Here is a 25,813-nt window from a genome sequence, read left to right as displayed (position 1 = left end):
CGAATATTCTTCCATAGCGCCCAAAAAAATGAAGACGGCCTTTATCTATACAATGAACGTCACGGAAAATTTTATGCGCGAGATGCACTATCCCGAGCACCTTGGCGGCATGGAATACTTTACGGGCAGAATGCTGACCCCGCCCACCGTGCTCTATGTCAATGACACCTATCAGTTTATGGATTACAGCAAGTACAAGGTGGAGTGTTTTTCTGAAAAAGACAAGCTGAAGCGCAGAGAAGAAGTTTTTCCGGAAGACTGCCGGAAAGCCTTTGAACTGGGCATGAGCATGGCCCGGGCCTGAACGGCACTGTCGGGATAGATGGAGCAGGAGCGCGGCCAGCCAGAGCAGGTTCACCTTGAAATTGTTCTGGCGGCTGCGCGAACGCATGCCCGTCACAAAGGCGGAACGCAGCCTCAGCCGTTGCCCGAACAGATCGTGCCTAAAGGCTGCAACGCCAGCCAGTTGCGTTGCAAATCGCCGCAACGGGCATCATAGCACCTTGAAATATACAGCGCTCCATAATTTCTACGCCAGACAAGGCTTGAGAAATACAGACAAAATAACGGTTGAACACAGGGCTAATGCTGGCACTGCGGGCAAAAAACGGTACTCCGGCCCGCCACCTTGGCCTTTTCCAAAAGGCCTCCGCAGGTCTTGCATTTTTGCCCGCCGCGCCCGTACACGGCAAACGTATTCTGAAAGGCTCCCACATTGCCGTCGGCATCCCTGTAGTCACGAATGGAGCTGCCGCACTGGGAGATGGACAGTAAAAGCACGTCCCGCAGGCATTGCAAAAGGCGGTTGGCCTGAAGCCGCGTAAGCTCCGAGGCTTTCCTGCGCGGGTCAATGCCTGCGGCAAACAGGCTTTCGTCCGCATAAATATTGCCGACCCCGGCCAGCACTTTCTGATCCAGCAGCACGGCCTTGATGGCTGATTTTTTTGCGGCAATGCTGCCGGCAAAGGCCGCTTCCGCAATATCCAGAGGCTCGGGGCCAAGCTCCCGCCAGAAAGGCCAGCGGGCGAACATATCCGGCGTGCCTGCCAGCATGGTCCCAAAGGCGCGCACGTCGTCAAAAAACAGGCGGCGCTCGCCGGACGGTGAACAGGCTTCAGACACGGACAGGTCTGCCGCCCCGGCAGGCCCGTGTTCCGCCACAACCTGCCCGCCAGCGCCAGCAGCGGGCAATGCTTTCAGATCAAGAATACAGCGGGTATGCGTGCCCGGCGTGGTTGCCGCCGCATAGGTCATAAGACGCCCCGTCATGCGCAGATGCACGGCCAGGCGCAGATCTTTCATACCGCGCACGCACGCTTTTTCCGCTTCGGCTGCGTCAAGCAGCAGCAGGAGCAGCTTGCCCCGGCGCGTTACGTCAACAATGCGGCATCCCCGCAGATCCTGAAGGGGCAGGCTCAGAGGATGTTGGCTGGTGGCGCGCAAAACCTGCGCATCAGCAATAACACGCCCCTGCACATGGGGCCGCAGGGTGCGGGCAACAGTCTCCACTTCCGGCAATTCAGGCATGGTCATCCTCTGATCGGGCAAATAACATGCACTAACTATAAGGCGCACCAACTGCATGGCAAGGCCGGGCAGCGAAAGGTTCGCAAGTAAAAAACCCGCTTGCGCGGGTTTATAGTCACAGCATGCCCCATATACGGGCTATTTTTCAGAAAGATAAATATCCAGCAGGCCTTCCGGCGGATCAATAATAACGGCCGGACCTTCCAGATCAAAGCCCGCGATAAATTCGGGCCTTGCAGGAAAGAGCACTTCGCGGTTGTCATCGGTCATGATGACCCACATCTCAAGCCCCGCAGGATATTCAAAGTGGTCGAGCGTACCCAGACGTTTTCCGTCCGGCAAAAAAACATCGCCCCCCAGCAGGTCTTCCAGATAGACTTCATCATCTTCCGGTTCCGGCAGGGTTTCGCGTTTGGTTAACAGTTTGCAACCGCGCAGCCCTTCAACGGCATTGCGGTCAACCACGCCTTCAAGCTGAAGCAGCGGGCGCCCTTTATGGCTGCGCACAGCCACCTGACGTACCCGGCGCGGCTCGCCATCGCCCGCCTGAATCCAGAGCGGGGTTGTCAAAAGCAAGGGGGAGTCCGCATACCAGTCGATGCAGATCTCCCCTTTAATGCCGTGGGGCCGCGCAAGCGTACCCATATGAATCCAAGAATCGGCCATAACTTCCAGACGCTATTCCAGTATTTCCAGCACAGTGCGTTTTTTGCACTTGATGGAAGCGGCACTCAGAATGGTGCGCATGGCACGGGCCGTGCGCCCCTGCTTGCCAATAACCTTGCCCAGGTCTTCTTTGGCAACCTTGAGTTCCAGCACGGTAGTCTGCTCGCCTTCCACTTCGCTGACCTGCACCTCGTCGGGGTGATCCACCAGGGACCGGGCAATATATTCGATCAGGGCCTTCATTGTACACCTCCAAGGGGCCTGCGCCGGAAATATCCGGAACAGTAAAGGCCGTGCGCAGTGCCGATTTGCCCATAAACGGCCATTCCCGCCATGTTTTACGATATGCGGGAGGCCGCAGGGCATCTGCCGCCGTGGCGGAAGCGTAGCGGAATGCGCTAGGCCATGTGTTTTTTGATCAGGGCGCGGACGGTGTCCGTGGGTTCTGCGCCACGGGCCAGCCATTCCTTGATTTTGTCCGCATCGAGCTTGACTTCAACCGGATCAGTCATGGGATTATAGTAGCCCAAAAACTCCAGCGGACGGCCATCACGACGGGTTTCGTCAGTGGCGGCCACCACCCGGTAGAAGGGGTGCTTTTTGCTGCCGAGGCGGGTCAATTTCAACTTTACAGCCATGAGTCCAACTCCCTTTGAGGTGTTATGTTATCGTTGCGCCCGGGAAAGGGCAAGGGCGGAAAAGCCTTGGCGCAAAGAGGTGTTGCCGCTACGGCGGCGCTCCTTGCCGCGAAATGCCTTATTTTTTCTTGCGCTTCTGGCGCTCTTTTTTCTTGCGCTTTTTAGCTGCAGCCGATTTGCCGGAACCGGCACGCCCGACGGGCATGCCTTCCATGCCGGGCAATCCCCCCATTCCGGGCAGACCACCCATACCAGGCAGGCCGCCCATGCCGGGCATACCGCCCATGCCGCCGGGGGGCATAATGCCGGGGGGCATACCGCGCATGCGCGGCATTGAGGGCATTTTTGCACCCTTGCCGCCCATCATGCCCTTCATCATCTGGCGCATCTGCTCAAACTGGCGCACAAGCTGGTTCACCTGAGCCACGGTTACACCCGCGCCCTTGGCAATACGCGCCCGGCGGCTGCCGTTCAGAAGGTCGGGATTGCGCCGCTCGGCCATGGTCATCGAATTGATTATGGCCTCGGTGCGCGCCATTTCCTTTTCGGGCATGGCTCCGCTGGCTTCGGCCAGCTTGTCGCGCAGACCACCCAGGCCGGGAATCATCTTGAGGATGCTTTCCAGCGAACCAAGCTTTTTGATGCGGCGCATCTGGGTACGAAAATCTTCAAGGTCAAAGCTGGCTTTTTTCATCTTGCGGGCCAGCTCTTCGGCTTCCTCGGCATTGATGGCGCCCTGTGCTTTCTCCACCAGAGTAAGCACGTCGCCCATGCCCAGAATACGCCCGGCAATACGGTCGGGGTGGAATACCTCCATCTCCGACAGTTTTTCGCCCATACCCACAAATTTGACAGGCGCGCCTGTCACCGCATGGATGGAAAGGGCCGCGCCGCCGCGCGCATCACCGTCCATCTTGGTCAGCACCACGCCGGTGACGCCCAGCCGCTCGTTAAAGCTTTCAGCCACGGTCACGGCATCCTGGCCGGTCATGGCATCAGCCACGAACAAAATTTCCTGCGGCTGCACAGCAGCCTTGATGGCCTCAAGCTCCTGCATGAGCGGCTCATCCACATGCAGGCGGCCCGCCGTGTCGAGCAGCAGCACCGTGGCCTGCTCGCGCCGGGCCTCTTCAAGTGCGGCCTTTGCTATGTCCACGGGGTTCATGTCCACGGTGGAAGGATAGCAGGGCATGTCCAGCTGTTTGGCAAGCACCGTCAACTGGTCAATGGCCGCAGGGCGGTATACGTCGGCCGGCACAAGGTAGGGGCGCATCTTTTGCTTGCGCAAAATATTTGCTATCTTGCCTGCAGAGGTCGTTTTACCCGAACCCTGCAGGCCCACAAGCATGATGACAGCAGGTTCACGCCCCTGAAGGTCAAGCGCGGCGGTTTCGCCGCCGAGCAGGCTGACCAGCTCATCATGAACGATCTTGACCACCTGCTGTGCCGGACTTACCCCTTTGAGCACTTCCTGGCCAAGACACTTTTCGCGCACGCTTTCAACAAAGTCTTTAACGACCTTGAAGTTAACGTCCGCTTCCAGCAAGGCCAGCCGTACTTCGCGCAGGCCGGCCTGCACGTTTTCTTCGGTAAGCTGGCCGCGTCCGCCGAAAGAACGGAATACGCCGGAAAGTCTGTCTGAAAGGCTTTCGAACATGCAATCTCCACAGGGGCCGCCAAGCGGCAAAAAAGCAGTGCTGTCGCCCGCCCCGCGCAGACATGCCTGCACGCGGCCGCCGCACGGCGCATACGCCCCACAGGGGCGAAGTGGTGATTCATAGGATGTTTGCCGCCTCACGTCAAGTCTTGAACAGAAAAGCACCCTCCGGGACTTGCCAAGGGCGCTCAAAAACTGTACGCGCAAGCACCCGCTCCGCACAGGAGCGACCGGCCCGGCCCGTGTCCCCACTGGTCAGGCCGCGGAACCACAGCCCACATTGACATACGGCCCGCAAGGGGATACCCTGTTAGACTACAATTTGAACAAATATTCCAGCATATTACGAGGATGCCATGTTCACCAATCGCGGCAAAGCGCTGACCTTTGACGACATTTTGCTCATTCCCGGCTATTCGGACATTACCCCTGACGCCGTGGATATAGCCACCTGGCTTACCCCTTCCATCCCCTTGCGCATCCCCCTGCTTTCCGCCGCTATGGATACCGTAACGGAATCGGCCATGGCCATTTCAATGGCCCGCATGGGGGGCATTGGCATCGTCCATAAAAATATGCCCGTGGCCCGGCAGCGCCTGGAAGTAGAGAGAGTCAAAAAAAGCGAAAGCGGCATGATTCTCGACCCGGTGACCATTTCGCCCAACAATACGGTGCAGGAAGCTCTTGACCTCATGTCGGACTTTCGCGTTTCCGGCCTGCCCGTGGTGGCCGACGACCGCCTGGTGGGTATTCTTACCAATCGTGACGTGCGCTTTGTCGAAGACGGCCAGGCCGTACGCGTGGCCGACGTCATGACCAGCGAAAACCTTGTTACCGTTCCCATGGGTACATCCCTTGCCGAAGCCAAGCAGCATCTGCACGAGCACCGCATTGAAAAGCTGCTCGTGGTGGATGAAGAAGGTCACCTGCGCGGCCTCATCACCATGAAAGATATCGACAAGGTGCAAAAATACCCCAACGCCTGCAAAGACTCCGCCGGACGCCTGCGCGTGGGCGCGGCCATCGGCATCGGCAAGGACTGCGAATCTCGCGCCGAGCAACTGCTTGAGGCAGGAGCCGACGTGCTGGTGCTTGACTCTGCCCACGGGCATTCTGTCAACGTCATCAAGGCCATCCGTATGGTCAAGTCGTCGTTTCCCAACTGCCAGCTTGTGGCCGGCAACGTGGCCACCTATGAAGGGGCCAAGGCCATTCTTGAGGCTGGCGCCGACACCGTCAAGGTGGGCATCGGCCCCGGCTCCATCTGCACCACCCGCATCGTGGCGGGCGTGGGCGTACCCCAGGTCACGGCCATTATGGACGGCGGCCGCGCCGCACGTGAGATGGATCGCTGCTGCATTGCCGACGGCGGCATCAAATTTTCCGGCGACATCGTGAAGGCCCTTGTGGTGGGCGCGCATTCAGTCATGGTCGGCTCGCTTTTTGCCGGTACGGAAGAAAGCCCGGGCGAAACCATCCTGTACCAGGGACGCACGTACAAGATCTACCGGGGCATGGGTTCCATCGATGCCATGAAGGAAGGCAGCTCTGACCGCTACTTCCAGGAAAAGAGCAAAAAGCTCGTGCCTGAAGGCATTGTGGGCCGTGTGCCGTACCGTGGCCCGGTTATGGAAGCCGTGTACCAGCTCATGGGCGGCCTGCGCTCGGGCATGGGCTATGTAGGCGCGCACAACCTCACGCAACTGTTTGAAAACACCACCTTCTGCGAAATATCCCCGGCGGGCCTGCGCGAAAGCCATGTGCACGACGTGGTGATCACCAAGGAAGCCCCCAACTATCGCATCGAGAACTAGGGCCGCTGCGCCGCAGGGCGCACGCCGTGCAGACAGGCAACCGGCGCGCCCCGGCGCGCGAAGCTCATACAGATCATGAGGACACTATGCCCAGCAAGGTCATTATAATAGACTACGGCTCACAGGTTACCCAGCTTATCGCGCGCCGCGTGCGCGAGGCCGGGGTATACTCCGAAATTCATTCCTGCGTGACCACCGCCCAGCAGGTGGCCGACATGAAGCCCCAGGCCATCATCCTTTCCGGCGGCCCCGCCAGCGTGGGCGAAGCCGATGCCCCGGCGCTGGACCCCGGTTTTCTTGAACTGGGTGTGCCTGTGCTCGGCATCTGCTACGGCATGCAGCTTCTGGCCTGCGGGCTGGGCGGGCAGCTTGCCCAGTCTCTCACGCGTGAATACGGCCCGGCCGACCTCAATTTCACCGCGCCCTGCGCCCTGTGGGAAGGCATCACCGCGCCCACCCGCGTATGGATGAGCCATGGCGACAAGGTTATGGCCCCGCCGCCAGGCTTTACGGTTACAGGCAGCACCAGCACCCTCGAAGTGGCCGCCATGGCCGACGAGACCCGCAAAATCTACGCTGTGCAGTTCCACCCTGAAGTGCACCACAGCGTGGATGGCGAGCGCATGCTGCACAACTTCCTGTTCAAGGTCGTGGGCATCAAGCCTGACTGGACCATGTCTTCTTTTGTGGAGCGCGTAATCAAGGAAATGGCCGAGCAGGTGGGCGACAAGCATGTGGTCTGCGCCCTTTCGGGCGTCATCGACTCCACAGTGGTGGCCGTGCTGCTCCACAGGGCCATAGGCAAGCGCCTGCACTGCATTTTTGTGGACAACGGCCTGCTGCGTCTTGGCGAAGGCGATGAGGTGGTCAGCTACCTGCGCGAGCATTTTGACCTCAACCTCAACTTCGTTCAGGCACAGGATCGCTTCCTGTCCCGGCTCAAGGGCGTGGAAGATCCCGAAAAGAAACGCAAGATCATCGGCCACACCTTTATTGAAATTTTTGATGAAGAAGCCAACAAGCTCGACCAGGTGGACTTTCTGGCCCAGGGAACCTTGTATCCCGACGTCATCGAATCCATTTCCCACAAGGGGCCCAGCGCCGTCATCAAGAGCCACCACAACGTGGGCGGGCTGCCGGATACAATGAAGCTCAAGCTCATTGAGCCTCTGCGCGAACTTTTCAAGGACGAGGTGCGCAAAGTGGCGGTCGAGCTCGGCATGCCCGATTCCATCGTGTGGCGGCATCCCTTCCCCGGTCCCGGCCTCGCCATCCGCGTGCTTGGCGAAGTGAACGAAGAACGCCTCAACATCCTGCGCCAGGCCGACAAGATCGTGCAGCAGGAACTGCGCGAATCCGGCTGGTACCGCAAGGTCTGGCAGGGGTTTGCCGTGTTGCTGCCCCTGAAGACCGTGGGCGTTATGGGTGACGGACGCACCTATGAACACGTGGTGGCCCTGCGCGTGGTCGACAGCGTTGACGCCATGACCGCGGACTGGGCGCGCCTGCCCGCTGATCTCATCGAGCGCATGTCGGGCCGCATCATCAATGAAGTCAAAGGCGTCAACCGCGTGGTTTACGACGTGTCCTCCAAACCGCCCAGCACCATTGAATGGGAATAGGAGAACCGTATGTTCGGTATAGGCAGCACGGAGCTTCTGGTCATCCTTGTGGTGGCCCTGATTGTGTTGGGTCCCAAGAGCCTTGCCAATGTGTCGCGCACGCTGGGCAAGGCTATGGGCGAATTCCGCCGGGTTTCCACCGACTTCCAGCGCACCCTCAATGCCGAGGCTGAAGAGGAAGAGCAGAAAAAGCGCAAAAAAGAAGCCGCCAAAGCCGCCAGAGCCGAAGCTGAGGCAGCGCAGGCAGCACAACAAACCGCAGCGCAGGCAGCGGAACAGCCTGAACCCCGTGCCGCGGATCAGGGTACGGCGACAGCCCAGGATGCGCCTGCATCCGAAGCAGTGCTGGACACCACGGTTGTACAGGCCCCGTCAGAGGCCCCGCAGGCTGAAAGCATGCCCCAGGCCGCCCCTGCTGCGGAAGCAGCACCAGTTGCCGCCCCGGAAACAGACGCTACGGCTTCCGGCGTGCAGGCTCCCCCCGAAGGCAGCCCCCTGGCTGAAGCCCTGGCCCGAACCGAAGCTGAAGCGCGCGCTGCAGAAGCCCGCCTTACTCCGTCCACCCCTGCTTCTGAAAACGGCGGCAAGGCATGACCGAAGAAAAAAAAGTTCCACTGGAGCAGGCCGCGGCAAGCACTTCTGACGCCTCCGGTTCCGAAGAATCCGGCGCCGGGCCGGAAGCCGCCGCTGCACTGTCCGTCATCGGCAACGTGAATCTTGAGGCCGCCAGCCATCTGGCGGCCTCTGCCGCACCCGACGGCGGCCAGGCGGAAAACAGGGCGGAAGACACGCCCGATAACAGCGCCCCCCCTGCGGAACTCCCGGCGCAGGACGGCATGAAAGACCCTGCCGGGGCTGCGCATGCCCCCCACAGCGAAGATGCCCCCCAGGCCAACGTTTCCGGCCAAGACCCGGGGCAAACTCCGGATCAGGATTCGGCTGAAAATGCCGACACGCCTGTGAACACGCACGCTGCGGGCAACACGGTATCCGCCGAAGCTGCTGCCGAAACTCTTGCCGAACCCGCCGCCGCGCCCGCCGCTGCCGCTGGCTCGGGCGGCCAGCCGCCCCTGCCCCCGGCCAGTCCGTTTCCGCCCAACGCATCGGAAGAGCCTGCTCCCGTTCCGGCGGTTTCCGGCGGGCAGCCCCCAGCCACGCCCGATGAGGACGATGACGAGGAAGAAAGCGGCCCGGACAAGCCCATGGGCCTTATGGATCACCTCGGCGAACTGCGCATGCGCCTTGTGCGTTGCTGTATTGCGGTGATCGTGGGTTTTTTTGCCTGCTGGGCCGTAGTGGACCCCATTTTTGACGTGCTGGTGAATCCCCTTCTGGCCGTTTTGCCCAAGGGTTCGCACGCCATTTACACCACCCTGCCCGAAGGATTTTTCACCCGCATGCACATTGCCTTTGTGGCGGGTGTTTTCGTATCCAGCCCGGTGATTTTCTACCAGATCTGGTCATTCATCGCGCCCGGCCTGTATGAAGAAGAAAAAAAATATATCATCCCCATTGCGGTGATGTCGGCCCTGTTCTTCATCTGCGGCGGCGCGTTCTGTTATTTTGTGGTCTTTCCCTATGCCTTCAATTTCTTTGTGAGCTTTGCCACCGAAGAAATTGTGGCCATGCCCAAGGTGAGCGACTATCTGAGCTTTGTGCTCAAGCTCATTCTGGCCTTCGGCATTATTTTTGAAATGCCGCTTTTTGCTTTCTTTCTCGCGCGCATGGGCGTTGTCACCGCTGCCATGATGCGGCAGGTGCGGCGTTATGCGATTCTGGGCATCTTTATTGTGGCGGCCATTCTCACCCCGCCAGATGTGGTTTCACAACTGCTCATGGCCTGCCCCATGCTTATTCTGTATGAAATAAGCATCTGGGTGGCCGCAGCTTTTGGCCGCAAGCCCAAAACTGAAAAAGATGCCGATGACGGCGGGCAGAACAAAGCAGACGCAGACGCGGCATCGGATGCAAAAACCGCCAACGCCTCGGAGAAAGCATGACCACCTCCCCGCGCACTTCCACGCAGGCGCGCACCAGCGCCGAAACCGACATCCGCCTTGAGCTGAATCTGGACGGTCAGGGCAAGACAGACATCAGAACCGGATTCGGCCTGCTGGACCATATGCTCACCCTCACGTTCTTCTGGGCAGGCATGGACCTGACCCTTGTCTGCGAGGGCGACATGCAGGTGGACGCGCACCATACCGCCGAGGACGTGGGCATGACCCTTGGCAAAGCCCTGCTTGACGCCCTGGGCGACCGGGCGGGCATTGCCCGCGTGGGGTACGGCCGAGTGCCTATGGACGAGGCCCTTGCGGAAGTTACCGTTGATCTTTCAGGCCGCCCCTGGCTTGAGTGGCGTGGCGACGAACTGTTGCCCCCCGTACTCGCCGGGGAGGAAAAAGACCTCTGGCGTGAATACTATAAAGCCCTTGCCAGCGGCGCGCGCTGCAATCTGCATGTGGACATGCGCTACGGCAAAAACGGGCATCATTTGCTGGAATCCGCCGCCAAAGGCCTGGGCCTTGCCCTGGCTCACGCAGTGCGTCGGCACGGCACAACCATACGCAGCACCAAGGGAGGTCTTGATTAATGCATAACCGCCTGAATATACTGCTTCTCGTCATATTGAGTCTTACCGTGGTTCTGGGGGCGTGCAGCAAGCGCCCGCGCAGCACCGCCGATGTGCCGCGCAACCTTTCCTCTGCCTACACCATTACCGTGGCTCCCTTCACCCAGCCCGTCAATGCCAGCCAGCTTATCATGGGGCGCATTCCCGAAAATCAGGGGCGCATTCCCGATGACATGCTCACTGCCCTGGACATGCGCCTGCGCCATGTGCTGACCACACAAACCAGCAGGCAATACAAATTCATCAGCCAGCGTACCCTGCCCAAAAATGCGACCGCATTTCACAGCTCCGAACAGCCGCAGGCCCTGCCCCTTTGGGTCGCCTACGGCAAAAAACAGGGGGCGCAGTTGCTGCTGATTCCTCAGGTGCTGGACTGGCATGAGCGCGAAGGCTCCAAAGCGGGCGTTACCCAGTCGGCCCATGTGCGGGTGGAATTTTTCCTGCTGCGCGTGGATGCAGGCAACATCATGGACCGCTCTGTCTTTGAGGAGCAACAGGTCGGGCTGACGGAAAACCTGCTCAACGTGGGTTCATTCCTCAAGCGCAAGGGCCAGTGGGTCACTGCCGAGGAGCTGACAGTGGACGGCATAAGCAAGGCAGTAAAGGACTTGGGTTTATGATTATTTTTCCCGCTGTTGACATTCAGAACGGCAAGGCCGTGCGGCTTAAGCAGGGCCGCGCCCACGAGAGCACGGTTTTTGCCGAAAGCCCCGTGGATGCCGCCAGAGCCTGGGAAGAAGCCGGAGCGCGCTGGCTGCATGTGGTTGACCTGGACGGCGCTTTTGACGGCGCAGCCCAGAGCCGCCGCATCGTGCGCGACATCTGCGCGACTCTTGCCATTCCAGTGCAGCTTGGCGGCGGCATACGCGACATGCATACGGCCGAAGCCTATCTGGAAGCCGGGGTCAGCCGCCTTATTATCGGCACGCTGGCCCTGGAGCAGCCCACCCTGTTTGCCGACATGTGCCGCGCCTTTCCCGGCCGGGTAGGCGTTTCACTGGACGCCGAGGGCGGAAAGCTGAAAAGCCGCGGCTGGGTGGAAGACACCGGCATGACCGTGGACACGGCCCTGCCCCGCCTGCTTGACGACGGCGCCGCGTTTGTCATCTATACAGACATTGAACGCGACGGCATGCAGTGCGGCGTCAACGTAGCCGCGCTGGAGCATCTGGCCCGCCTTTCCACCGTGCCGGTCATTGCCGCCGGGGGCGTGGCCACCCTTGAAGACGTGCAAAAACTCTATCCCCTCACCCTTGAGACCAGCCTTATGGGCGCGGTGAGCGGACGCGCGCTTTACGAAGGAACCCTTGACCTCAAAGAAGCCAACGCCTGGATAGATGCCCAGAAAGGCACGTCCGAAAGCGCCTGACCAGACCGCGCAAACAATCTGCGCAAACAATCTGCGCAGGCAATCTGCGCAGGCAAGCCAACCAATCAAAACAACGCAAAGAGCGCGCCACGGTCCAATCCGGGCGCGCTCTTCGCATACATAAGGGCAGAGTACTCTGCCCTTGCACCCGCCCAGGCCAGAGCCACCGTGCGCCCTTGCCAAGCCCGGTTGCAGAACATATACTAAGGGCATGAACTCAGCCTCCTGTTGTTGGTCCCGCATACGCAGCCGTCCCTTTTGCGGCTACCCTGAAGAACGTTACTGGCGTTCATTTCTTTAATTCTCCGTCTGCAAAAACTGTCTGATGCATGGCCCCTGCGGGCGGCCAGGGCTTTTTCTGTTTCAAATATCGGGCTGAAACATCAGTCTGACAGCGCAGCGAGGATACAATGCTTGAGACCAAACCCTATCACTGGCTCTGCCTCATGGGGGCTATTATTTTTGAAGTGGCCGGAACCACAGTCATGAAGATGGCCCAGGGCTGGGGCTTCGCCCATGCAGCCATGCTGGGCCTTGTGCTTATGTGGCTGGCTATTGCCCTTTCCTATTACATGCTGGCAAAAGCCACCACCGGCTTGCCTGTGGGCGTTGCCTTTGCCTTTTGGGAAGGCCTGGGCCTGACCCTTATCACCATATGCAGCGTGCTGCTGCTCGGCGAAAGCATGACTGTGACACGCGCCCTCGGCCTTGTCTGCGTGCTGGCGGGAGCCTTGCTGGTACACCACGGCACAGGACACGGCAAAGAAGACAAAAAAGACATCCATCCGGCAGCCCGCCCCACGTCCAGCCTGAATCCGGGCGGCACCACCACGGGTGAACGGGGGAACGCATAATGCAGCCCCTTGCCTCTTTTTTCAGCCTTTCCCTTTTACTGGTGGTGCTGGCGGCGGCTCTGGACGTACTGGCAAATCTGCTGCTGGCAAAGTCCGGCGGTTTCAGGCGGCGCTGGCTGGGATTTTTCTCTCTGGTGCTGGTGGGCCTTGCTTTCTATTGCCTGTCGCTGGCCGTGCGGCACATGGATCTGGCTGTAGCCTATGCCATGTGGGGCAGTTTCGGCATTCTGGGTACGTCGATGGGCGGCTGGCTGTTTTTCAGCCAGAAGCTGCGGCCCTGCGCCTTTGCGGGTATGGCCCTGCTCATGACGGGCATGGCGCTTTTGCATATGAGTTGAGCGCTGCCTGCAAATACAAAAATACATCCGCCGGGTGGGACAGAGCAGCGGAAGAGACGCGCAACGGCCCTGCCCGGCCAACGCAATAAAGACGAAAGAACCGCAGCGTGAGCCGCCCTGACACGACCTCGCAAGCTCCGGAGACAACTATGAAAAAAGGATTCTGGAATTATCTTGAAAAATGGCGCGGTCTGTTTTCGCGCCGCAGGGTACTGCGCTGGCGCGGCGGCTGGCTGCAAAACGGCTACTGCCGTGATTGCCGCTATTGCTGCGGGCCACAGGATTCCAGCAAGCCTTTTCCTATGGCCCTGCTGCCCCGGCAGCTGCATGAGGGTATGGAAGAAGATTTTTATATGCTTGACGGGCACACCGCCTATATGGACGGACGCGGCTGCAAGGCCTGCACACGTACCGGCTGCGGGCTGCCGCGCGAGCAGCGGCCCGTGGCCTGCGGTCTTTTTCCTTTTGTGCTTGCCAACGGCAACCTGTATGCCTACAAGACCTGCCCGGCGGTTCTGCTGACGCCTCCGGCGGAACTGGCCCTCCTCGGGCTTGAAGCGGCCCGCTGGCTTGCCGCCTTCAGCCTTGAAGACCTGCGCCGCCTTTCGCTCGACATCGCCGCTCCCGTGCTGGCAGAAAAGTACATTTCCCTGAGCATACAGGTTTTTGACCGTGAAGGCGTGAACCTGCAACTGCGCTGAGCGGATGCGCAGCCAATGCCCGCAGACCCCGCAAGCCGCAGGGCCGCGAAAAGCGTGGCCGTCTGAGGCTTCTTACCATTCCGGCACAAACGTCCGGCAGCCGTATTCCTGCGGGATGTTCAGCGCCTCTTCAAGCGGCAGAGCCATATAGTGGGCCAGCAAACAGCGTATGACGCCCGCATGCGCCACCACAAGCACACGCCCGTCAGGATACTGCCGCCGCCAGCGTTGCACGGCCTCAAGGGCGCGCGCCTGAAGGCAGGTGAAGCTCTCGCCACCCTCGGGCCTGAAGCGGGAAAAATCTTTGCCCCGCAGAGCATACTGACCGGGAAAACGCTGTTCGATCTCGGCTCTGGTCAGGCCCTGCCACAGGCCCATATCGATTTCGCGCAGGCCCGGCTCGGCATGCACCGGGGGCGGGCTGGCGGCCCACTCATTTCCGGTCAGAAGAATGGACGTGGTTTCACGGCAGCGCCCCAGGTCCGAAGTCACCACTGCCGCCAGTTTTCCCGCCAGGGTGGGCATGAAGTCGCGGGCCAGACGGCGTATCTGATTGCGCCCGGCATCGCTGAGCGGGATATCGCGGTTGCCCACAATTCGCCGCTCGGGATTGGGCGGCAAAGCACCGTGCCGCACGAGCCACATGCCGTTCATTGAGATATCTCCTGTTTTTCCTGTCCTGGCCCGCCGGAACACGGGCAAGGCTTGCCGGATTTTTATTTCCGGCTTCAGGCCGTTACAGCCCTTTGGTCTGCCCGGACAGATTTTTCTGCCGCCAGCCGTTCCAGAGCGGCACGGGCCACGTTTGCCGGATGGGGCCAATGTGCTTGCCCGTGCGTCTGGCCGCACGCCAGCTCTCGCGCCAATCTTTTTTCCAGCGCCAGGGCGCGCTCAAGACGGCCCCTGATGGCCGTGGCCGCCGCCGGATCTGCGCCAAAAATTTCCAGCTTTTGCTCAAAACGCCGCTGCACAGGCACAAAGCTTGCGCCGTAACAGTATTTGTCAGCCAGAAACACCAGTTCCCGTTCAGTGATGGGCTGATCGTCCGGCAGGCTCAGATCACGGTGATCCTCCACCAGCCGCGCCATCACGGGCAGCCGCAGACAGCGCAACAGGCGTCCGGCAGCCGATTCATGGCTTTTTTCTCCTTTGCAGATATCATGCAGCAGCCCCCCGGCCAGAGCAAGGCCAGCATTGAGGGACATCTGCCCGCCATGGCAGGCTCCCGGCGTCTGCTCCATCTGCCGCGCCTGTGCAAGGGCTTTTGCCAGGGCAGCGGCAACAGCGCCCACAGCCCTGCCGTGACGCACGCCTTTTTCAGGCACGTTGTGCAGGCGCAGCAATTCCGCAGCTTCGCACGGCCACAGGGCGTTTCTGTGCGGCGCGAGAAGCCGCAAGCTTTCGTAATCTTCCGGCCTGTCCATATCAGGCAGCACAAGACTGTCCGCCACGGCAACCGGCTGCACGGGCAAATCCGCCAGAGCGCCGCGCAATCCCCCTTTGCCGCCCGCATGCCCATGCCCCAGCACCTGACGCAGACAGTGGCCCGGCAGCAGCGGCGGATGCCCCTCTTCACCGGCAAAGGCCGGAACAAGCACGCTCGCCTGATCGGTTGCGTGGGCTTCAAACAAGGCTTGCAGTGTCATGGGGCGCACAAGAGGCACGTCCACAGGCTGCACCAGAACCGGGCCTTCCACATCAAGGGAGCCTGAAGCGCCGTCACGGCCGCAAAACGTTCGAAGCCCGGCGCATACGGAGGAGAACATGCCGTCTTCAGGGCGGGGATTGCGCGCAATCGCAAGGCCAAGGCCCCGTGCCGCCGCCTCTACGCACTCCGCATGAAAGCCTGTAACAACAGTGACCTGCGCAATGCCTGACTCGTGAAAAAGGCGCGCCAGTCCTTCCAGTGCAGTACAGTCGCGTCCGCCGGGGCCAAGCGCCAGAGGCAGAAGGGCCTTGCAACGGCCCATGCGTGAAGCCTGACCGGCGGCCAGAACAAGCGCGTGGCCGTTCACGCCCAGTCTCCCAGCAGGCAGTGGGGGGCATCAGCCGTATCCGGCTGACGGCCCGGACCGGAAGCCGGCTTGCGTCCGCCTTTTTGCAGACGCATCACCCGCACACGCCCGCCGCAGCGCTCCAGCCTGCCGCGCACCGGGCCAAGACGCGGCAACGGGCTGCCACAGCCACAAGGACCGGGCAACAGGCTTGCCACATCACCTGTGCGGTAACGGATAAGGGGCATGGCTTCGCGCTCCAGCGTGGTAATGACCACCTCGCCCGCTTCACCGTGCGGCAAAGGTTCGTCGCCGCAAAAATCCACAATTTCCACAATCATATCCAATGCTCGCAAATGATAGCCGTCGTGCGCGGGGCATTCCACCGCCCCGCCGTAACCCATTTCCGTCAGACCGTAATGGTCGAGCACCGTGCAGTTCCACACACTGGCAAGCACATGGCGCAATACCGGATCAAGCCTGTCGGCGCTGCTGAGCAGACTGCACAGGCCCGGCGGCCCGCTGCTGGGAAAATAACGCAGCAAGCCCTCAAGCTGCCCCGGAGCCGCCACCAGGCAATGCGCGCCCGTTTCAGCCAGCCAGTGCGCCAGTTCGGCACGTATCCCACGCGCAGCAAAAACGGATGCGGGCGCGGCAGCGGGCGAACATATTCCCGGCATGCCCGCGGCATGGGGCTGCGCATATTTCCCCATATTCTGCCCAGTGCCGTCTGCACCTGCAAGCTCTTCGCCCTGGGCGCTTTCACCGGAAATTTCCCCATATTCAGGGGTATGAGCCGCCATTTCCGCTGCCGGTTCCGCTGTGGCAAGCAGGTGCGACGGCGGACAGCAGACCTGTACCCCACAAGAATGCAAGGACTGACGCAGCAGGTCTGCCACGCCGTTGGGCCGCTCCGCCCCCGGCAGCAGCACGGCCAGCGTTTGCCCCGCGCCCACCAGTTGGGACATGCCCGCACGAAAAAAATCCTGCGTGCGTGCAAGGTCCGCATCTGTAAAGGCCAGGCGCTTGGGCTGCCCCGTTGTGCCTGACGTGTGCAGCGTAACCATGCGCCGCACAGCCCCCTGCGACACGCATAAAAAATCCTGCCAGCGGGCAAGGTCTTCAGCAGTGGTAAAGGGCAGGCCACGCATGTTTTCAGGGCGGTAGGCCCCCAGGTCATGCCCGGCCAAACAACGGGCGTAAAAAGAACTGCGGGCCGCGGCATAGTTCAGGGTACGGGCCAGCGCCTCCGTTCGCGCCTGCGCAAGAGCCGTCATAAAGGCTGCCGCATCATTTTCCTGTGCACCACACAGACCGGCCAGCCACGCATCCACCGGATTGCGGCCCCCCACGGCACGCCCCAGGGCCGTTTTTTTGCCGCCGTGTGCGCCGCTGAAGTCACGCCGGGCGCTCATGGGGCATCCTCCGCGTACAGGCGCGTACCGTCCCGCGCCGTGAGATTGTGCAGGCAAAAAGGAATCATGCGTCCGTCACGTCGCAGCACATGTATGCAGCAGCCCCGCACACGCTCGATATCAAGGCTCAGCGCATCCTGAAAGGCCATGGCCGACAGGGTGAAACGCTGCCCTGCCCCGGCGCTGGACAAAAACCGGCTGAATCCATCCTGATCCGCCAGAGCCGGACCGGCTTTGCCACAGCAGTTTTCACTGTTTCCGGGTATTGCCGTGGCGGCCTCCGCGTCAGCGGCGCTGCCGCCGCGCCAGTGCAGGGCCACAAATTTCCGGGCCTTGCGCGCGCCTTCATGCGCTGCGGGCGGCACAGGAGCAGCCCCGGTAGCGGCTTCGGCAACGGACGGAGCCTGGGGCGAGCAGCACGGCTGGTCATCGTGCGCCAGCCATTGCAAAGAGGGTGCGGCTGCCTCAGCCACTCCGGATGGAACTGCATCAGGCTGAGCGGCCCCCGCAGGGCCGCCATCCGTGCGGCGGTACACGGCGCTGAAAGAGCACAGCTCGTTTTCGCAACCCGGGGGGTGGAAGTGGCCGGCGCGCACCAGCTCCGGGGCCTGTTCCGTAAGGCAGGCCATAACTTCGGGCAGGGTGAGCCTGGGGGCCTCTTCCAGTTGCCAGGGGTAACGGCCAAAAAACGCGGCGGGCTGCATGTGCAGGCCGCGCACCGCAGGGCCAAGGCGCAAGGCCAGGCGCAGCAGGTCTCCCACTTCGCCGTCATTGACGCCACGCACAAGAGTAGCCACCAGCACCACCCCCAGCCCGGCAGCGGCACAGGCGGCCACGGCGCGGCGTTTGAAATCCAGGCAGGGCCGCCCGCGCAGCCTCATAAAAGCCGCGTCACTTACGCCGTCCCATTGCAGATAAACCGAATCCAGCCCGGCCTGCCGCAGATTTTCGGCATAGCCTTTTTCTTCGGCCAGACGCAGACCGTTGGTATTGACCTGCACAAGACCGAAAGCACGCTCGCGCGCCAGGCCGATAATGGCGGGCAGGTCTTCGCGCACCGTGGGTTCACCGCCGGAAATCTGCACATTGCACGGACCGGAAGCAGTTTTAAGCGCATCCATCTGGGCGGCAAGGCAATTGAGGTCCGGGTCCGCAGGCAGAGCGCCGCCCCCGTTTCCGGCTCCGGCGTAGCACACGGGGCAGGCCATATTGCAGCGCATGGTCACTTCCACAAGACCTGTACAGGTGTGCTGGGCATGCGCCGGGCACAGGCCGCAGTCAAAAGGACAGCCCTGGTCAAGGGCCATGCGCGGGTACAGCGGATAGGAAGGGCTTTTGGGCCTTGACCAGCCCTCGAAATCAGGCATGGCGTCCATACCCGGCACAGCCGACGCGTCCGCCGGGGCTAGCTGCCAGACAGGCACGCTGAAGTCGCCGTGATCAGGACAGGTCTTGCGCAGCTCCACACAGCGGGGATCGCTTGCGGACCGCGCGTACACAGCATCCACCCTGCGCAGACAGACCGGACACAGGCTTTGTGTGCGGCGCAGCATCATGACGCGGGCGTGATGTCCAGATCATAGCTCTGGACGAGTTCCATAATTTTTCCCCAACATTCGGCCAGCAGATCGCCGCATGCGACGGGATTGGGCATTTCGCCCGCCACGCCGGAAAGCGCCCCAAGCCCTGCGGCCACCTGCCCGCAGCTCTGGCCGCCATAAGGGCCGGTGCGTTCATAAAACCAGGTGGCATAATCGTTGAGCAGGGGCGTCAGCATGGGGTGAGGCGTTTCGTGGGCCGCGCCCTTGCCTGCCGTCAGCGCCAGCGCACACGCCCCGCCCGTAAGCAGGCCGCAGGGACCGTCAGACTGCCCGATGCCGTGACACAGGCCATGAACGGACCGCACCAGCCCGGGATTTTCCTCATCGCGGACCTGAAGCATGAGCAGCACCAGCAGTTGGCTGCAACAGTAGCCCTCATGCACCAGAGGCAGAAGTTCCATCATCATTGGATTCATGCTTGCTCCTTTTGCGCTATCCACAATCCATAACCGAACTTGCGCCCGTTGCCGGAAAAAGAACAGGCGCAGCCTCCGGAAGAAACGGAAGTCGCGGAACGGGTGGAAGATGCGGAAGAAACACCATCGGCACTGCCAGCCCCAATGCCGGAGCCCGGCACACAGGCCGTCTCGTCGCCGCCGTACCAGAGCATGCGGGCGGCCAGCTCTACCAGCGCGCGGCTATGGTCCTCGTACCGGACAACGTGGAAACCGGCTTCGCGCAGATACGCATTCCACAAGAAAACGCTACGCGCCCCGTCCATACAGGATTTTCCATATGCCCCGTATGCGTCACATGAAACGGACGCGCCGGATACACCGGATAAAGCGGGTGCGGCAGGCGAAACGGATACTTTCCCCGAACCGCCCGGGCCGGACAGAAACGCGCCCCGTGTACATCTGCCCGCAACGGCAGGCTCGTCGGCGGAAGCAACGCAAGCGCCCTCGTCCCGCCGTGTGAGGTCGCTGAACAGCAGCACGCCGCCGGGGCGCAGCACGCGCAGGCAGCCGCGCAGGGCCTGCACCGGGTCCGGCAGCAGGGAAAGCACACATTCGCACACAAGGCCCTGAGCGCAGGCATCGGCCAGAGGCAGACGGGCAATGTCCGCCTGTGCAAAACGCCAGCCGTCCTGACCGGCTTCAGACGCCTGCGCCAGAACATTCTTGCAGGCAGCAGCGCTGCCCACCTGCCTGTCCAGCCCCAGAACCTCATAGCCGGATTGCTGCAAAAGCCTGACGGTTCCGCCCGGGCCGCAGCCAAGGTCCAGTACCAGATGCCCCGGCGAAAGGCCGCAAAGCTCCCGGCACAGGATAAGCCCCCGCGCGGTCAGGTCGAGTCCGCCAGGCCGCCAGGCATGCCCCGTCGCGCGGCGAAAATTTTCGGTTTCCCACAGGGCGCTCATTTGTCTTCCAGCAGGGCTTCCACTTCTGCCATCTTGCCCTCGGCCAGGGACTTGGGCACAAGGGTAAGCCCGCACTGCGGGCAGCGCGGCAAAAAAACATCAAAAGCGCTGTTGAGATAAAAAACCGGAATCTTATCCTGCTCCAGCGGCACACGGCAGCGGCCGCATACCCACTGGCCGCCGTCCGGCTCATAACTGGGTCCCATGCTCATGACTGCCCTCCGTCCTGTCCGCCGCGTCGGCCATCTGTGCAGCACTGGTTGCTGTTAATCACGTCTGCGGCCTCCTGTCCGCCGGAACCCGGCACTATCATGCGGTGGCACCATGCGTCGTGCAGGATGAAACCATCGCCATGCGGTTGGTACTCCACCCAAAATGTCACCTGCCGGGGGCGCCACGAGCCGAGCACATGCCCGTTTTCAAGATTTTCAAACCGATGCCCGGCGGCCTCTGCCCCGGCCACTGCCGACTCCACATCCTCCAGCAGAATATGGCGCTCTTCCAGCCGGGCCAGCACTTCGTCAGTCACAAGCACCCGCCCCTTGCCCGGTTCCGGCTCATCCTGCCCCTGCCACTCTCGCAGCAGGCGGCGGCGCAGGGCTGCCCGGTTGGCGCGACGGGCAGACAGGCCCGGGCCTTTTTTTTCTCCGTCCCCTCCGGTGCAGCCGGGTACGAGCAGGTCGAGCAGATGCCAGCATTCCTTGCCGCCTGCCGCCAGCCTGTCGCGGCACATGATGCATGAAGCAAGGCCCGCATGGGGCAGTTCCGTCGCGCGGTGCGCCGCCATTTCCGCCGCCGGACCGGGCTGGGCGCACCACACAAGGCCGCCGTAGCCGCAACAGGCCGTGGCCGCGCCCGTAAGGCGCGGTTCTTCCACACGCGCTCCGGCACGCACCGCCAGACCACGCACAGCCGCAAGCCATGCCCCGTCGTGCCGCGCGGTACAGGGATCGTGGATGGAGAAAACCTCAGGCAGGCCAGCGGATGCGGCGGGCGGCCCCTCGGGCAGCCCCATGCCGTCCAGCACTTCCCACAATGACAGCGCCTCTGCTTCCGGCAGGGCCTGGCGCAGTGCCACAAGACAGGACGAGCAGGCAGCCATGATGCGTGGTTTGCCAAGGCCTTCCCACGCGGCGCGCAGCTTTTCCATATGCTCGGCAAAAAGCGCGGCACGGCCAGCCCATTGCGCCGGAATGCCGCAGCACGAGAGCATCAGGGCCACGCCGGGAGTGACGCTTGCAGCCATTTTTTCGCGCAACAGGGCGTATACCCGTGCCACCTGCTCCCCGCGCGAGGCAGCAAGCTGACAGCCGGGAAAAAACAGCCAGGCCGGGGCAACACCGGGCGGCAACGAAGCATCGGGCAGCACCAGGGAACATTCCGGGCCGGAGGCATTTTCCATATCCTCCAGGGCAAATTCGTGTGCCGATGGCGGCATGTAGCCGTTTTCCACCATGTCCTGACGGGCCGACAGGCACAGTTCGGCCATGGAGAAATTTTCCGGGCAAAGTTCTTCACACTGGCCGCACAGCGCGCAACCGTTAATAAGCGCATTGGCCGTATGCAGGCCCTTGACGATGGAGGCGTTATTGTGGATCTGGCGAGCGTAAACTCTTGGATAGCCTTTATATTTTTGCAGATACACACATTCGCGCACACAGATCATGCACTGGCACTGCAAACAGCGCGCGGCCTCGGCCACGGCCTCTTCCGCCGTGTAGACGGCCCCGGCCGGTTCCACGCGAGATACAGGGGCAATGCCGCCCACATCCGTATGCAGGGGGCCTTGCGTCTTGTCGCGCGCCGCGGTGAGGGAAAGCCCGCCGACCACGCGCTCCAGGGTCTGGGCCGCGCGCCGCCCCTGCCCCGCCTGCTGCGATGAAGAAAAAAAGCAATGTCCCGTGGGTGTCACGCCGGGCCAGCCCGCGCAGCAGATATTGTCCCGCCAGTGCAGGATATCGGCATCCAGGTCCTCACGGGGAGGAGCCAGATGCGGAACGGCCCCCGCATCCAGCAGCACTCCCGCATATTCGGCTGCCGCCTTGCCCAGCAGGGCCTGATCAAGCTCTGCGAGGATGAACTGCACTTTCCTGCGGGCCAGCATCTCCATATCCCCGGCCAGAAAATCCTTGGCGCAGGCTGCCTCGCCGTTGCCTTCAAGCGCCGGATACGCCTCTGCCAGCGCCTGGCCGGGAGTACCCGCATGAAAAACCGTTACGGGATATGCCTTGCCCGAAAGATCCCAGGCCGCTGCAAGCCCAGCCAGACCAGCACCCACCACAGCCATGTGAAAACGCTTGGGCGGTAAGGGCAGGGGACGGCTCTGCGGGCCTGCGGCCAACATGCAGGCAAGCTCAAGCCCGTGCATGGCCACGCTGCCGCCAAGGTCACGCCGCAGACAGACGTTTTCGCACGGGGCATCGCAAATACGCGCCATAATGCCGGGCAGGGGCAGATGCCGCTCCAGAAGCTTGCGGGCCTCGCCGGTTTTGCCCTCGGCCATGCGAGCCATAAAAAGGCGCACGTCCAGATCAAAGGGGCAGGCCGCCCGGCAGCGCGCGGGACTTTCCTGGGTACAGCGGGCTTCGATTTCATGCAGGCGCTTCTGATCCATCATAACTACACTTCTCGCTGGGGTCGGACTTTTGCGGACAACCCGCGCCAATGCCGTTTCACTGCAAGCGGCCGGGCCAACCGTAAAAAGCAGTTGTGACGCGGTATACGGCGATACCGCCCCGCGTCACAAATAAAGGTACAGTATGGGAGCGGAATACAGGGGAAAGAAGCTCTTCAGTTGCCGGAAAGCAGCGCCCTCCGGCAACTGAAGTCTCCTCCCCCATATTGCTGTTACCTTACACCTATCTTACCTGGGCATGGCCTCCAAGACTTTTTCGGGACGCGCGGGCAGATGCCGGACGCGCGCGCCGCAGGCATTGTAGATGCCGTTGATGATGGCCGCATGCGGCGCGGTAAGGGGCATTTCGCCCACGCCCGAAGCGCCGAAAGGACCATCATTGCGGGGTGTTTCCACATAGACGATCTCGATGTCGTCAGGAATCATCTTGATGGAGGGAATGCCCGCTCCACCCATGGTGCTGTGCTTCTTGAGGTCTTCGTAGTCTTCACTGAGGGCCAGACCCACCCCCTGGGCGAGGCCGCCGTAAATCTGGCCGTCCACCACAAGCTTGTTGCAGATCTTGCCGATGTCGGCCACGCAGACCATCTTTTCCACCGTGGTTTTGCCCGTGGCCACTTCCACCGCCACTTCGGTGAGGAAAAGCCCGTACATGTAGCAGGCAAAGGGCGAACCCTGGCCCTTGGCGTCACAATCCTTGGCCGGGGCGGTCCACTTGCCGTCATAGCGCATGGGGCGGCCTTCGGCCTTCATTTCTGCGGGCGTGAAGAAACCGCCGCCGGGCTTGCGCATGCCCTCAATGAGCATTTCGCAAGCCACGCGGATGGCGTTGCCCGTGACAACTTGCGAGCGTGAACCACCCGCAGGGCCGGAGTTGGGGGTCTTGCTGGTGTCGTTCATGACCAGATGGATGTTCTCAGGCGTGATGCCCAGGGGGCGCAGGGCTTCATGGGCCGTACCCAGGCTGCCTGCGTCAGCGCCCTGGCCGTGGTCTTCCCACGAGTTGCCCAGGGTCACGCTGCCGTCGTCATTAAGTTCCACCCAGGCTTCGGAGGTATCCGGCCCGTCCAGACCGGCACCGTACACACCAAGGGCAACACCCACGCCGCGCTTGGTTTCGGCCGTGGAACGCTCTTTGACGCGCTTTTTGGATTCTTCGTAATAGGGACGCATTTTATCAAACATTTCAGGCAGGCTCATGACTTCAGGAATCTGCCCCGAAGGAGTGGTATCGCCCTCTCTGTAGCAGTTGAGAGCGCGCAGCTCAAAGGGATCCATGCCAAGTTTTTCGGCCAGTTCATCCATGAGCACTTCAGAAGGGAACTCCGACTCCGGCGCGCCGTAACCCCGGAAGGCCGCGCCCCAGCAGTGGTTGGTAGCCACAGTGCGCCCCGTGCCGCGTATATTGGCAATGCCGTAGCCCGCGCCGATATACTGCGCGCCGCGCAGGGTCAGCAGGTCGCCGAATTCGGAATAGGGGCCGTGGTCCACGCTCCAGTCCGTTTCCATAGCGAGAATCTTGCCCTGCTTGTCGGCCGCATAGCGCATGGTGGTCCAGAAAGGCGAACGCTTGCCGGTGTAATTCTGCTGCTGCTCGTAGTTGTAGCGCAGGTGGCAGGGGCGGCCGGTAGCCATAACAGCCACGCCCACCAGCGCTTCCATAGTGGGGCTGAACTTGTAGCCGAACGTGCCGCCCGTGGTGTTCTGCACCAGCACAAGATCCTTGGGAAATTCCAGACCAAGACCGGGAGCGATCATGAGGGCGTGCAGATGAATGGCTACAGACTTGGAGTGGATGACCACCTGCCCCTGCTCGTTGATATAGCCGTAGCCCACGTCAGGCTCGATGGGCAGATGGGGCTGGCGCTGGGTATAGTAGCTGCCTTCGGCAACCACGTTGGCAGAATCATTAAAGAACGGGGCCGTGTCTTCGCCTTTTTCTTCAAGCTGGTCGTAATAGACGTTGGGTGTACCGGGGTGAATTTCAATGGCATCCGGGGCCATAGCTTCCGGCGCGCTCATGTATTCGGGCAGAAGCTCCAGGTCAAATTTGACCTTTTCAGCGGCGGCGCGGGCGTTGGCCTCGGAATCTGCGCAAACGATGGCGAGGGCATCGCCATACTGGAATATTTTGCTGTCATTAAGAATAGGCCGTTCCCAGCCGTCCCCCTTGTTGGTGGGGAAGGTGATAAGCCCTGTAATGCGGTTTTTGCCCTTCACGTCCTTATGGGTCAGCACCTTGTACACGCCGGGCATTTTTTCGGCTTCGGACGTATCAATACCCCTGATAAGGGCATGCGATACCTTGGCCTGGGCAAGAGCCAGATGCAGGGTATTTTCCGGCATGCGCAGGGCGGCGTCCGCGCCGAACTCGGCCAGACCCGTCACCTTGGCAACGGCGCTGGGACGCGGAATACTGCTGCCCCAGATGCGGCCATCTGCGGGCATCTTGAAGCTGATGTCTTCAACAGTTTTTTCGCCGCGCAGTATGGCGGCCGCGTCCATGACGGCGTCCACGAGGGGCTTGTAGCCCGTACAGCGACAGATGTTGTGATGCTTCTGGAACCAGTCGCGCACATCTTCGCGGCTGGGAGCGGCATTTTCGTCCAGCAGAGCCTTGGCCGAAACAATGAAGCCGGGCGTACAAAAACCGCACTGCGCCGCGCCGTGCTGAATCCACGCATGTTGCAGCGGATGCAGACAGTCGGGGGCGCCTATGCCTTCAAGCGTGGTGACCGAAGCATTTTCAGCTACCCGGCTCATTTTGATGATGCAGGCCCGCACCACCTTGCCGTCCAGAATAACCGTGCATGCACCGCACTGGCCCTTGCCGCAGCCCACCTTTACGCTGGTGAGCTGCAACTGGCTGCGCAGCACGTCTACCAGAAGATCATTGGGACTGACCAGCAGGCGCCGGGCCATGCCGTTGACTATGAGGGTTTTGGTTTCCATGCGCGACTCCTTTGCTATGGTAAGTACCTGGATATATG

The 25,813-nt window shown here is 61.5% G+C and carries 24 protein-coding genes and 1 pseudogene; 11 read left to right on the top strand and 14 right to left on the bottom strand.

Features of this window, described 5'->3' with window-relative positions:
• Positions 1 to 304, top strand: a pseudogene (locus tag QZ377_RS07890) (flavodoxin family protein); the annotation flags it as partial.
• Positions 305 to 582: 278 nt separating this feature from the next.
• Here QZ377_RS07890 and mutM read toward each other — a convergent pair.
• The 5 genes from mutM to ffh form a co-directional block, all read right to left on the bottom strand.
• The gene (gene mutM, locus QZ377_RS07885; RefSeq protein ID WP_291440621.1) at positions 583 to 1,527 is read right to left on the bottom strand and encodes a bifunctional DNA-formamidopyrimidine glycosylase/DNA-(apurinic or apyrimidinic site) lyase; all 945 of its coding nucleotides are present in this window, start codon (positions 1,525 to 1,527) and stop codon (positions 583 to 585) included.
• A gap of 138 nt (positions 1,528 to 1,665) precedes the next feature.
• On the bottom strand, positions 1,666 to 2,193 hold the full coding sequence (gene rimM / locus QZ377_RS07880) for a ribosome maturation factor RimM (protein WP_291440620.1): 528 nt from the start codon (positions 2,191 to 2,193) through the stop codon (positions 1,666 to 1,668).
• A 12-nt stretch (positions 2,194 to 2,205) separates the two neighbouring features.
• A complete protein-coding gene (locus QZ377_RS07875) occupies positions 2,206 to 2,436 on the bottom strand; it encodes a KH domain-containing protein (RefSeq protein ID WP_012625423.1) in 231 nt (76 codons plus the stop codon).
• Between the two features lie 155 nt (positions 2,437 to 2,591).
• Positions 2,592 to 2,831, bottom strand: coding sequence for a 30S ribosomal protein S16 (rpsP, locus tag QZ377_RS07870; RefSeq protein ID WP_012625424.1), 240 nt, complete (start codon positions 2,829 to 2,831; stop codon positions 2,592 to 2,594).
• 118 nt (positions 2,832 to 2,949) lie between these two features.
• Entirely contained in the window at positions 2,950 to 4,488 is a 1,539-nt protein-coding gene (gene ffh / locus QZ377_RS07865; RefSeq protein ID WP_291440619.1) for a signal recognition particle protein, read from the bottom strand.
• Positions 4,489 to 4,844: 356 nt separating this feature from the next.
• On the opposite strand from ffh, the gene guaB reads away from it, so the two are divergent.
• The 10 genes from guaB (at position 4,845) to QZ377_RS07815 (ending at position 13,818) form a co-directional block, all read left to right on the top strand.
• Complete coding sequence (guaB, locus tag QZ377_RS07860; RefSeq protein ID WP_291440618.1) at positions 4,845 to 6,302, top strand: IMP dehydrogenase; 1,458 nt, start codon at positions 4,845 to 4,847, stop codon at positions 6,300 to 6,302.
• 86 nt (positions 6,303 to 6,388) lie between these two features.
• Complete coding sequence (gene guaA, locus QZ377_RS07855; RefSeq protein WP_291440617.1) at positions 6,389 to 7,924, top strand: glutamine-hydrolyzing GMP synthase; 1,536 nt, start codon at positions 6,389 to 6,391, stop codon at positions 7,922 to 7,924.
• A 9-nt stretch (positions 7,925 to 7,933) separates the two neighbouring features.
• Positions 7,934 to 8,518, top strand: coding sequence for a Sec-independent protein translocase protein TatB (gene tatB, locus QZ377_RS07850; protein ID WP_291440616.1), 585 nt, complete (start codon positions 7,934 to 7,936; stop codon positions 8,516 to 8,518).
• Positions 8,515 to 9,924 (top strand): twin-arginine translocase subunit TatC, encoded by a 1,410-nt coding sequence (gene tatC / locus QZ377_RS07845; RefSeq protein WP_291440615.1) that lies wholly within the window; start codon positions 8,515 to 8,517, stop codon positions 9,922 to 9,924. The genes tatB and tatC overlap by 4 nt, the downstream gene beginning before the upstream one ends.
• The gene (locus QZ377_RS07840) at positions 9,921 to 10,517 is read left to right on the top strand and encodes an imidazoleglycerol-phosphate dehydratase (RefSeq protein WP_291440614.1); all 597 of its coding nucleotides are present in this window, start codon (positions 9,921 to 9,923) and stop codon (positions 10,515 to 10,517) included. Before tatC ends, QZ377_RS07840 begins: the two co-directional genes overlap by 4 nt.
• Entirely contained in the window at positions 10,517 to 11,176 is a 660-nt protein-coding gene (locus QZ377_RS07835) for a hypothetical protein (protein WP_291440613.1), read from the top strand. Before QZ377_RS07840 ends, QZ377_RS07835 begins: the two co-directional genes overlap by 1 nt.
• A complete protein-coding gene (gene hisA, locus QZ377_RS07830; RefSeq protein WP_291440612.1) occupies positions 11,173 to 11,925 on the top strand; it encodes a 1-(5-phosphoribosyl)-5-[(5-phosphoribosylamino)methylideneamino]imidazole-4-carboxamide isomerase in 753 nt (250 codons plus the stop codon). The genes QZ377_RS07835 and hisA overlap by 4 nt, the downstream gene beginning before the upstream one ends.
• Positions 11,926 to 12,335: 410 nt before the next feature.
• On the top strand, positions 12,336 to 12,779 hold the full coding sequence (locus tag QZ377_RS07825; protein WP_291440611.1) for a multidrug efflux SMR transporter: 444 nt from the start codon (positions 12,336 to 12,338) through the stop codon (positions 12,777 to 12,779).
• On the top strand, positions 12,779 to 13,117 hold the full coding sequence (locus QZ377_RS07820) for an SMR family transporter (RefSeq protein ID WP_291440610.1): 339 nt from the start codon (positions 12,779 to 12,781) through the stop codon (positions 13,115 to 13,117). The genes QZ377_RS07825 and QZ377_RS07820 overlap by 1 nt, the downstream gene beginning before the upstream one ends.
• Before the next feature lie 149 nt (positions 13,118 to 13,266).
• Positions 13,267 to 13,818 (top strand): hypothetical protein, encoded by a 552-nt coding sequence (locus tag QZ377_RS07815; RefSeq protein ID WP_291440609.1) that lies wholly within the window; start codon positions 13,267 to 13,269, stop codon positions 13,816 to 13,818.
• 72 nt (positions 13,819 to 13,890) lie between these two features.
• Here QZ377_RS07815 and QZ377_RS07810 read toward each other — a convergent pair whose 3' ends face one another.
• The 9 genes from QZ377_RS07810 to QZ377_RS07770 all read right to left on the bottom strand — a co-directional run bounded on the left by QZ377_RS07810 (position 13,891) and on the right by QZ377_RS07770 (position 25,775).
• On the bottom strand, positions 13,891 to 14,472 hold the full coding sequence (locus QZ377_RS07810; protein WP_291440608.1) for a histidine phosphatase family protein: 582 nt from the start codon (positions 14,470 to 14,472) through the stop codon (positions 13,891 to 13,893).
• A gap of 74 nt (positions 14,473 to 14,546) precedes the next feature.
• Positions 14,547 to 15,833, bottom strand: coding sequence for a DVU_1551 family NTP transferase (locus QZ377_RS07805; protein WP_291440607.1), 1,287 nt, complete (start codon positions 15,831 to 15,833; stop codon positions 14,547 to 14,549).
• Entirely contained in the window at positions 15,830 to 17,227 is a 1,398-nt protein-coding gene (locus QZ377_RS07800) for an AMP-binding protein (RefSeq protein WP_291440606.1), read from the bottom strand. The genes QZ377_RS07805 and QZ377_RS07800 overlap by 4 nt, the downstream gene beginning before the upstream one ends.
• Complete coding sequence (locus QZ377_RS07795; RefSeq protein WP_291440605.1) at positions 17,224 to 18,783, bottom strand: radical SAM protein; 1,560 nt, start codon at positions 18,781 to 18,783, stop codon at positions 17,224 to 17,226. The genes QZ377_RS07800 and QZ377_RS07795 overlap by 4 nt, the downstream gene beginning before the upstream one ends.
• On the bottom strand, positions 18,780 to 19,244 hold the full coding sequence (locus tag QZ377_RS07790; protein WP_291440604.1) for a DVU_1555 family C-GCAxxG-C-C protein: 465 nt from the start codon (positions 19,242 to 19,244) through the stop codon (positions 18,780 to 18,782). The genes QZ377_RS07795 and QZ377_RS07790 overlap by 4 nt, the downstream gene beginning before the upstream one ends.
• A complete protein-coding gene (gene trsM / locus QZ377_RS07785) occupies positions 19,241 to 20,188 on the bottom strand; it encodes a DVU_1556 family methyltransferase (protein WP_291440603.1) in 948 nt (315 codons plus the stop codon). Before trsM ends, QZ377_RS07790 begins: the two co-directional genes overlap by 4 nt.
• Positions 20,185 to 20,400 (bottom strand): DVU_1557 family redox protein, encoded by a 216-nt coding sequence (locus tag QZ377_RS07780; protein WP_291440602.1) that lies wholly within the window; start codon positions 20,398 to 20,400, stop codon positions 20,185 to 20,187. The genes trsM and QZ377_RS07780 overlap by 4 nt, the downstream gene beginning before the upstream one ends.
• Entirely contained in the window at positions 20,397 to 22,805 is a 2,409-nt protein-coding gene (locus QZ377_RS07775; RefSeq protein WP_291440601.1) for a pyridine nucleotide-disulfide oxidoreductase/dicluster-binding protein, read from the bottom strand. Before QZ377_RS07775 ends, QZ377_RS07780 begins: the two co-directional genes overlap by 4 nt.
• Before the next feature lie 246 nt (positions 22,806 to 23,051).
• Positions 23,052 to 25,775 carry a molybdopterin-dependent aldehyde oxidoreductase gene (locus tag QZ377_RS07770; RefSeq protein WP_291440600.1) on the bottom strand — a complete coding sequence of 908 codons (2,724 nt, stop codon included), beginning with the start codon at positions 25,773 to 25,775 and terminating at the stop codon, positions 23,052 to 23,054.
• Positions 25,776 to 25,813 lie beyond the last annotated feature (38 nt).

The sequence above is a fragment of the Desulfovibrio sp. genome, assembly GCF_019424165.1.
GTDB lineage: Bacteria > Desulfobacterota > Desulfovibrionia > Desulfovibrionales > Desulfovibrionaceae > Desulfovibrio.
Note: the sequence above shows the minus strand (reverse complement) of the source record. Positions and strands in the feature narration are given on the sequence as shown.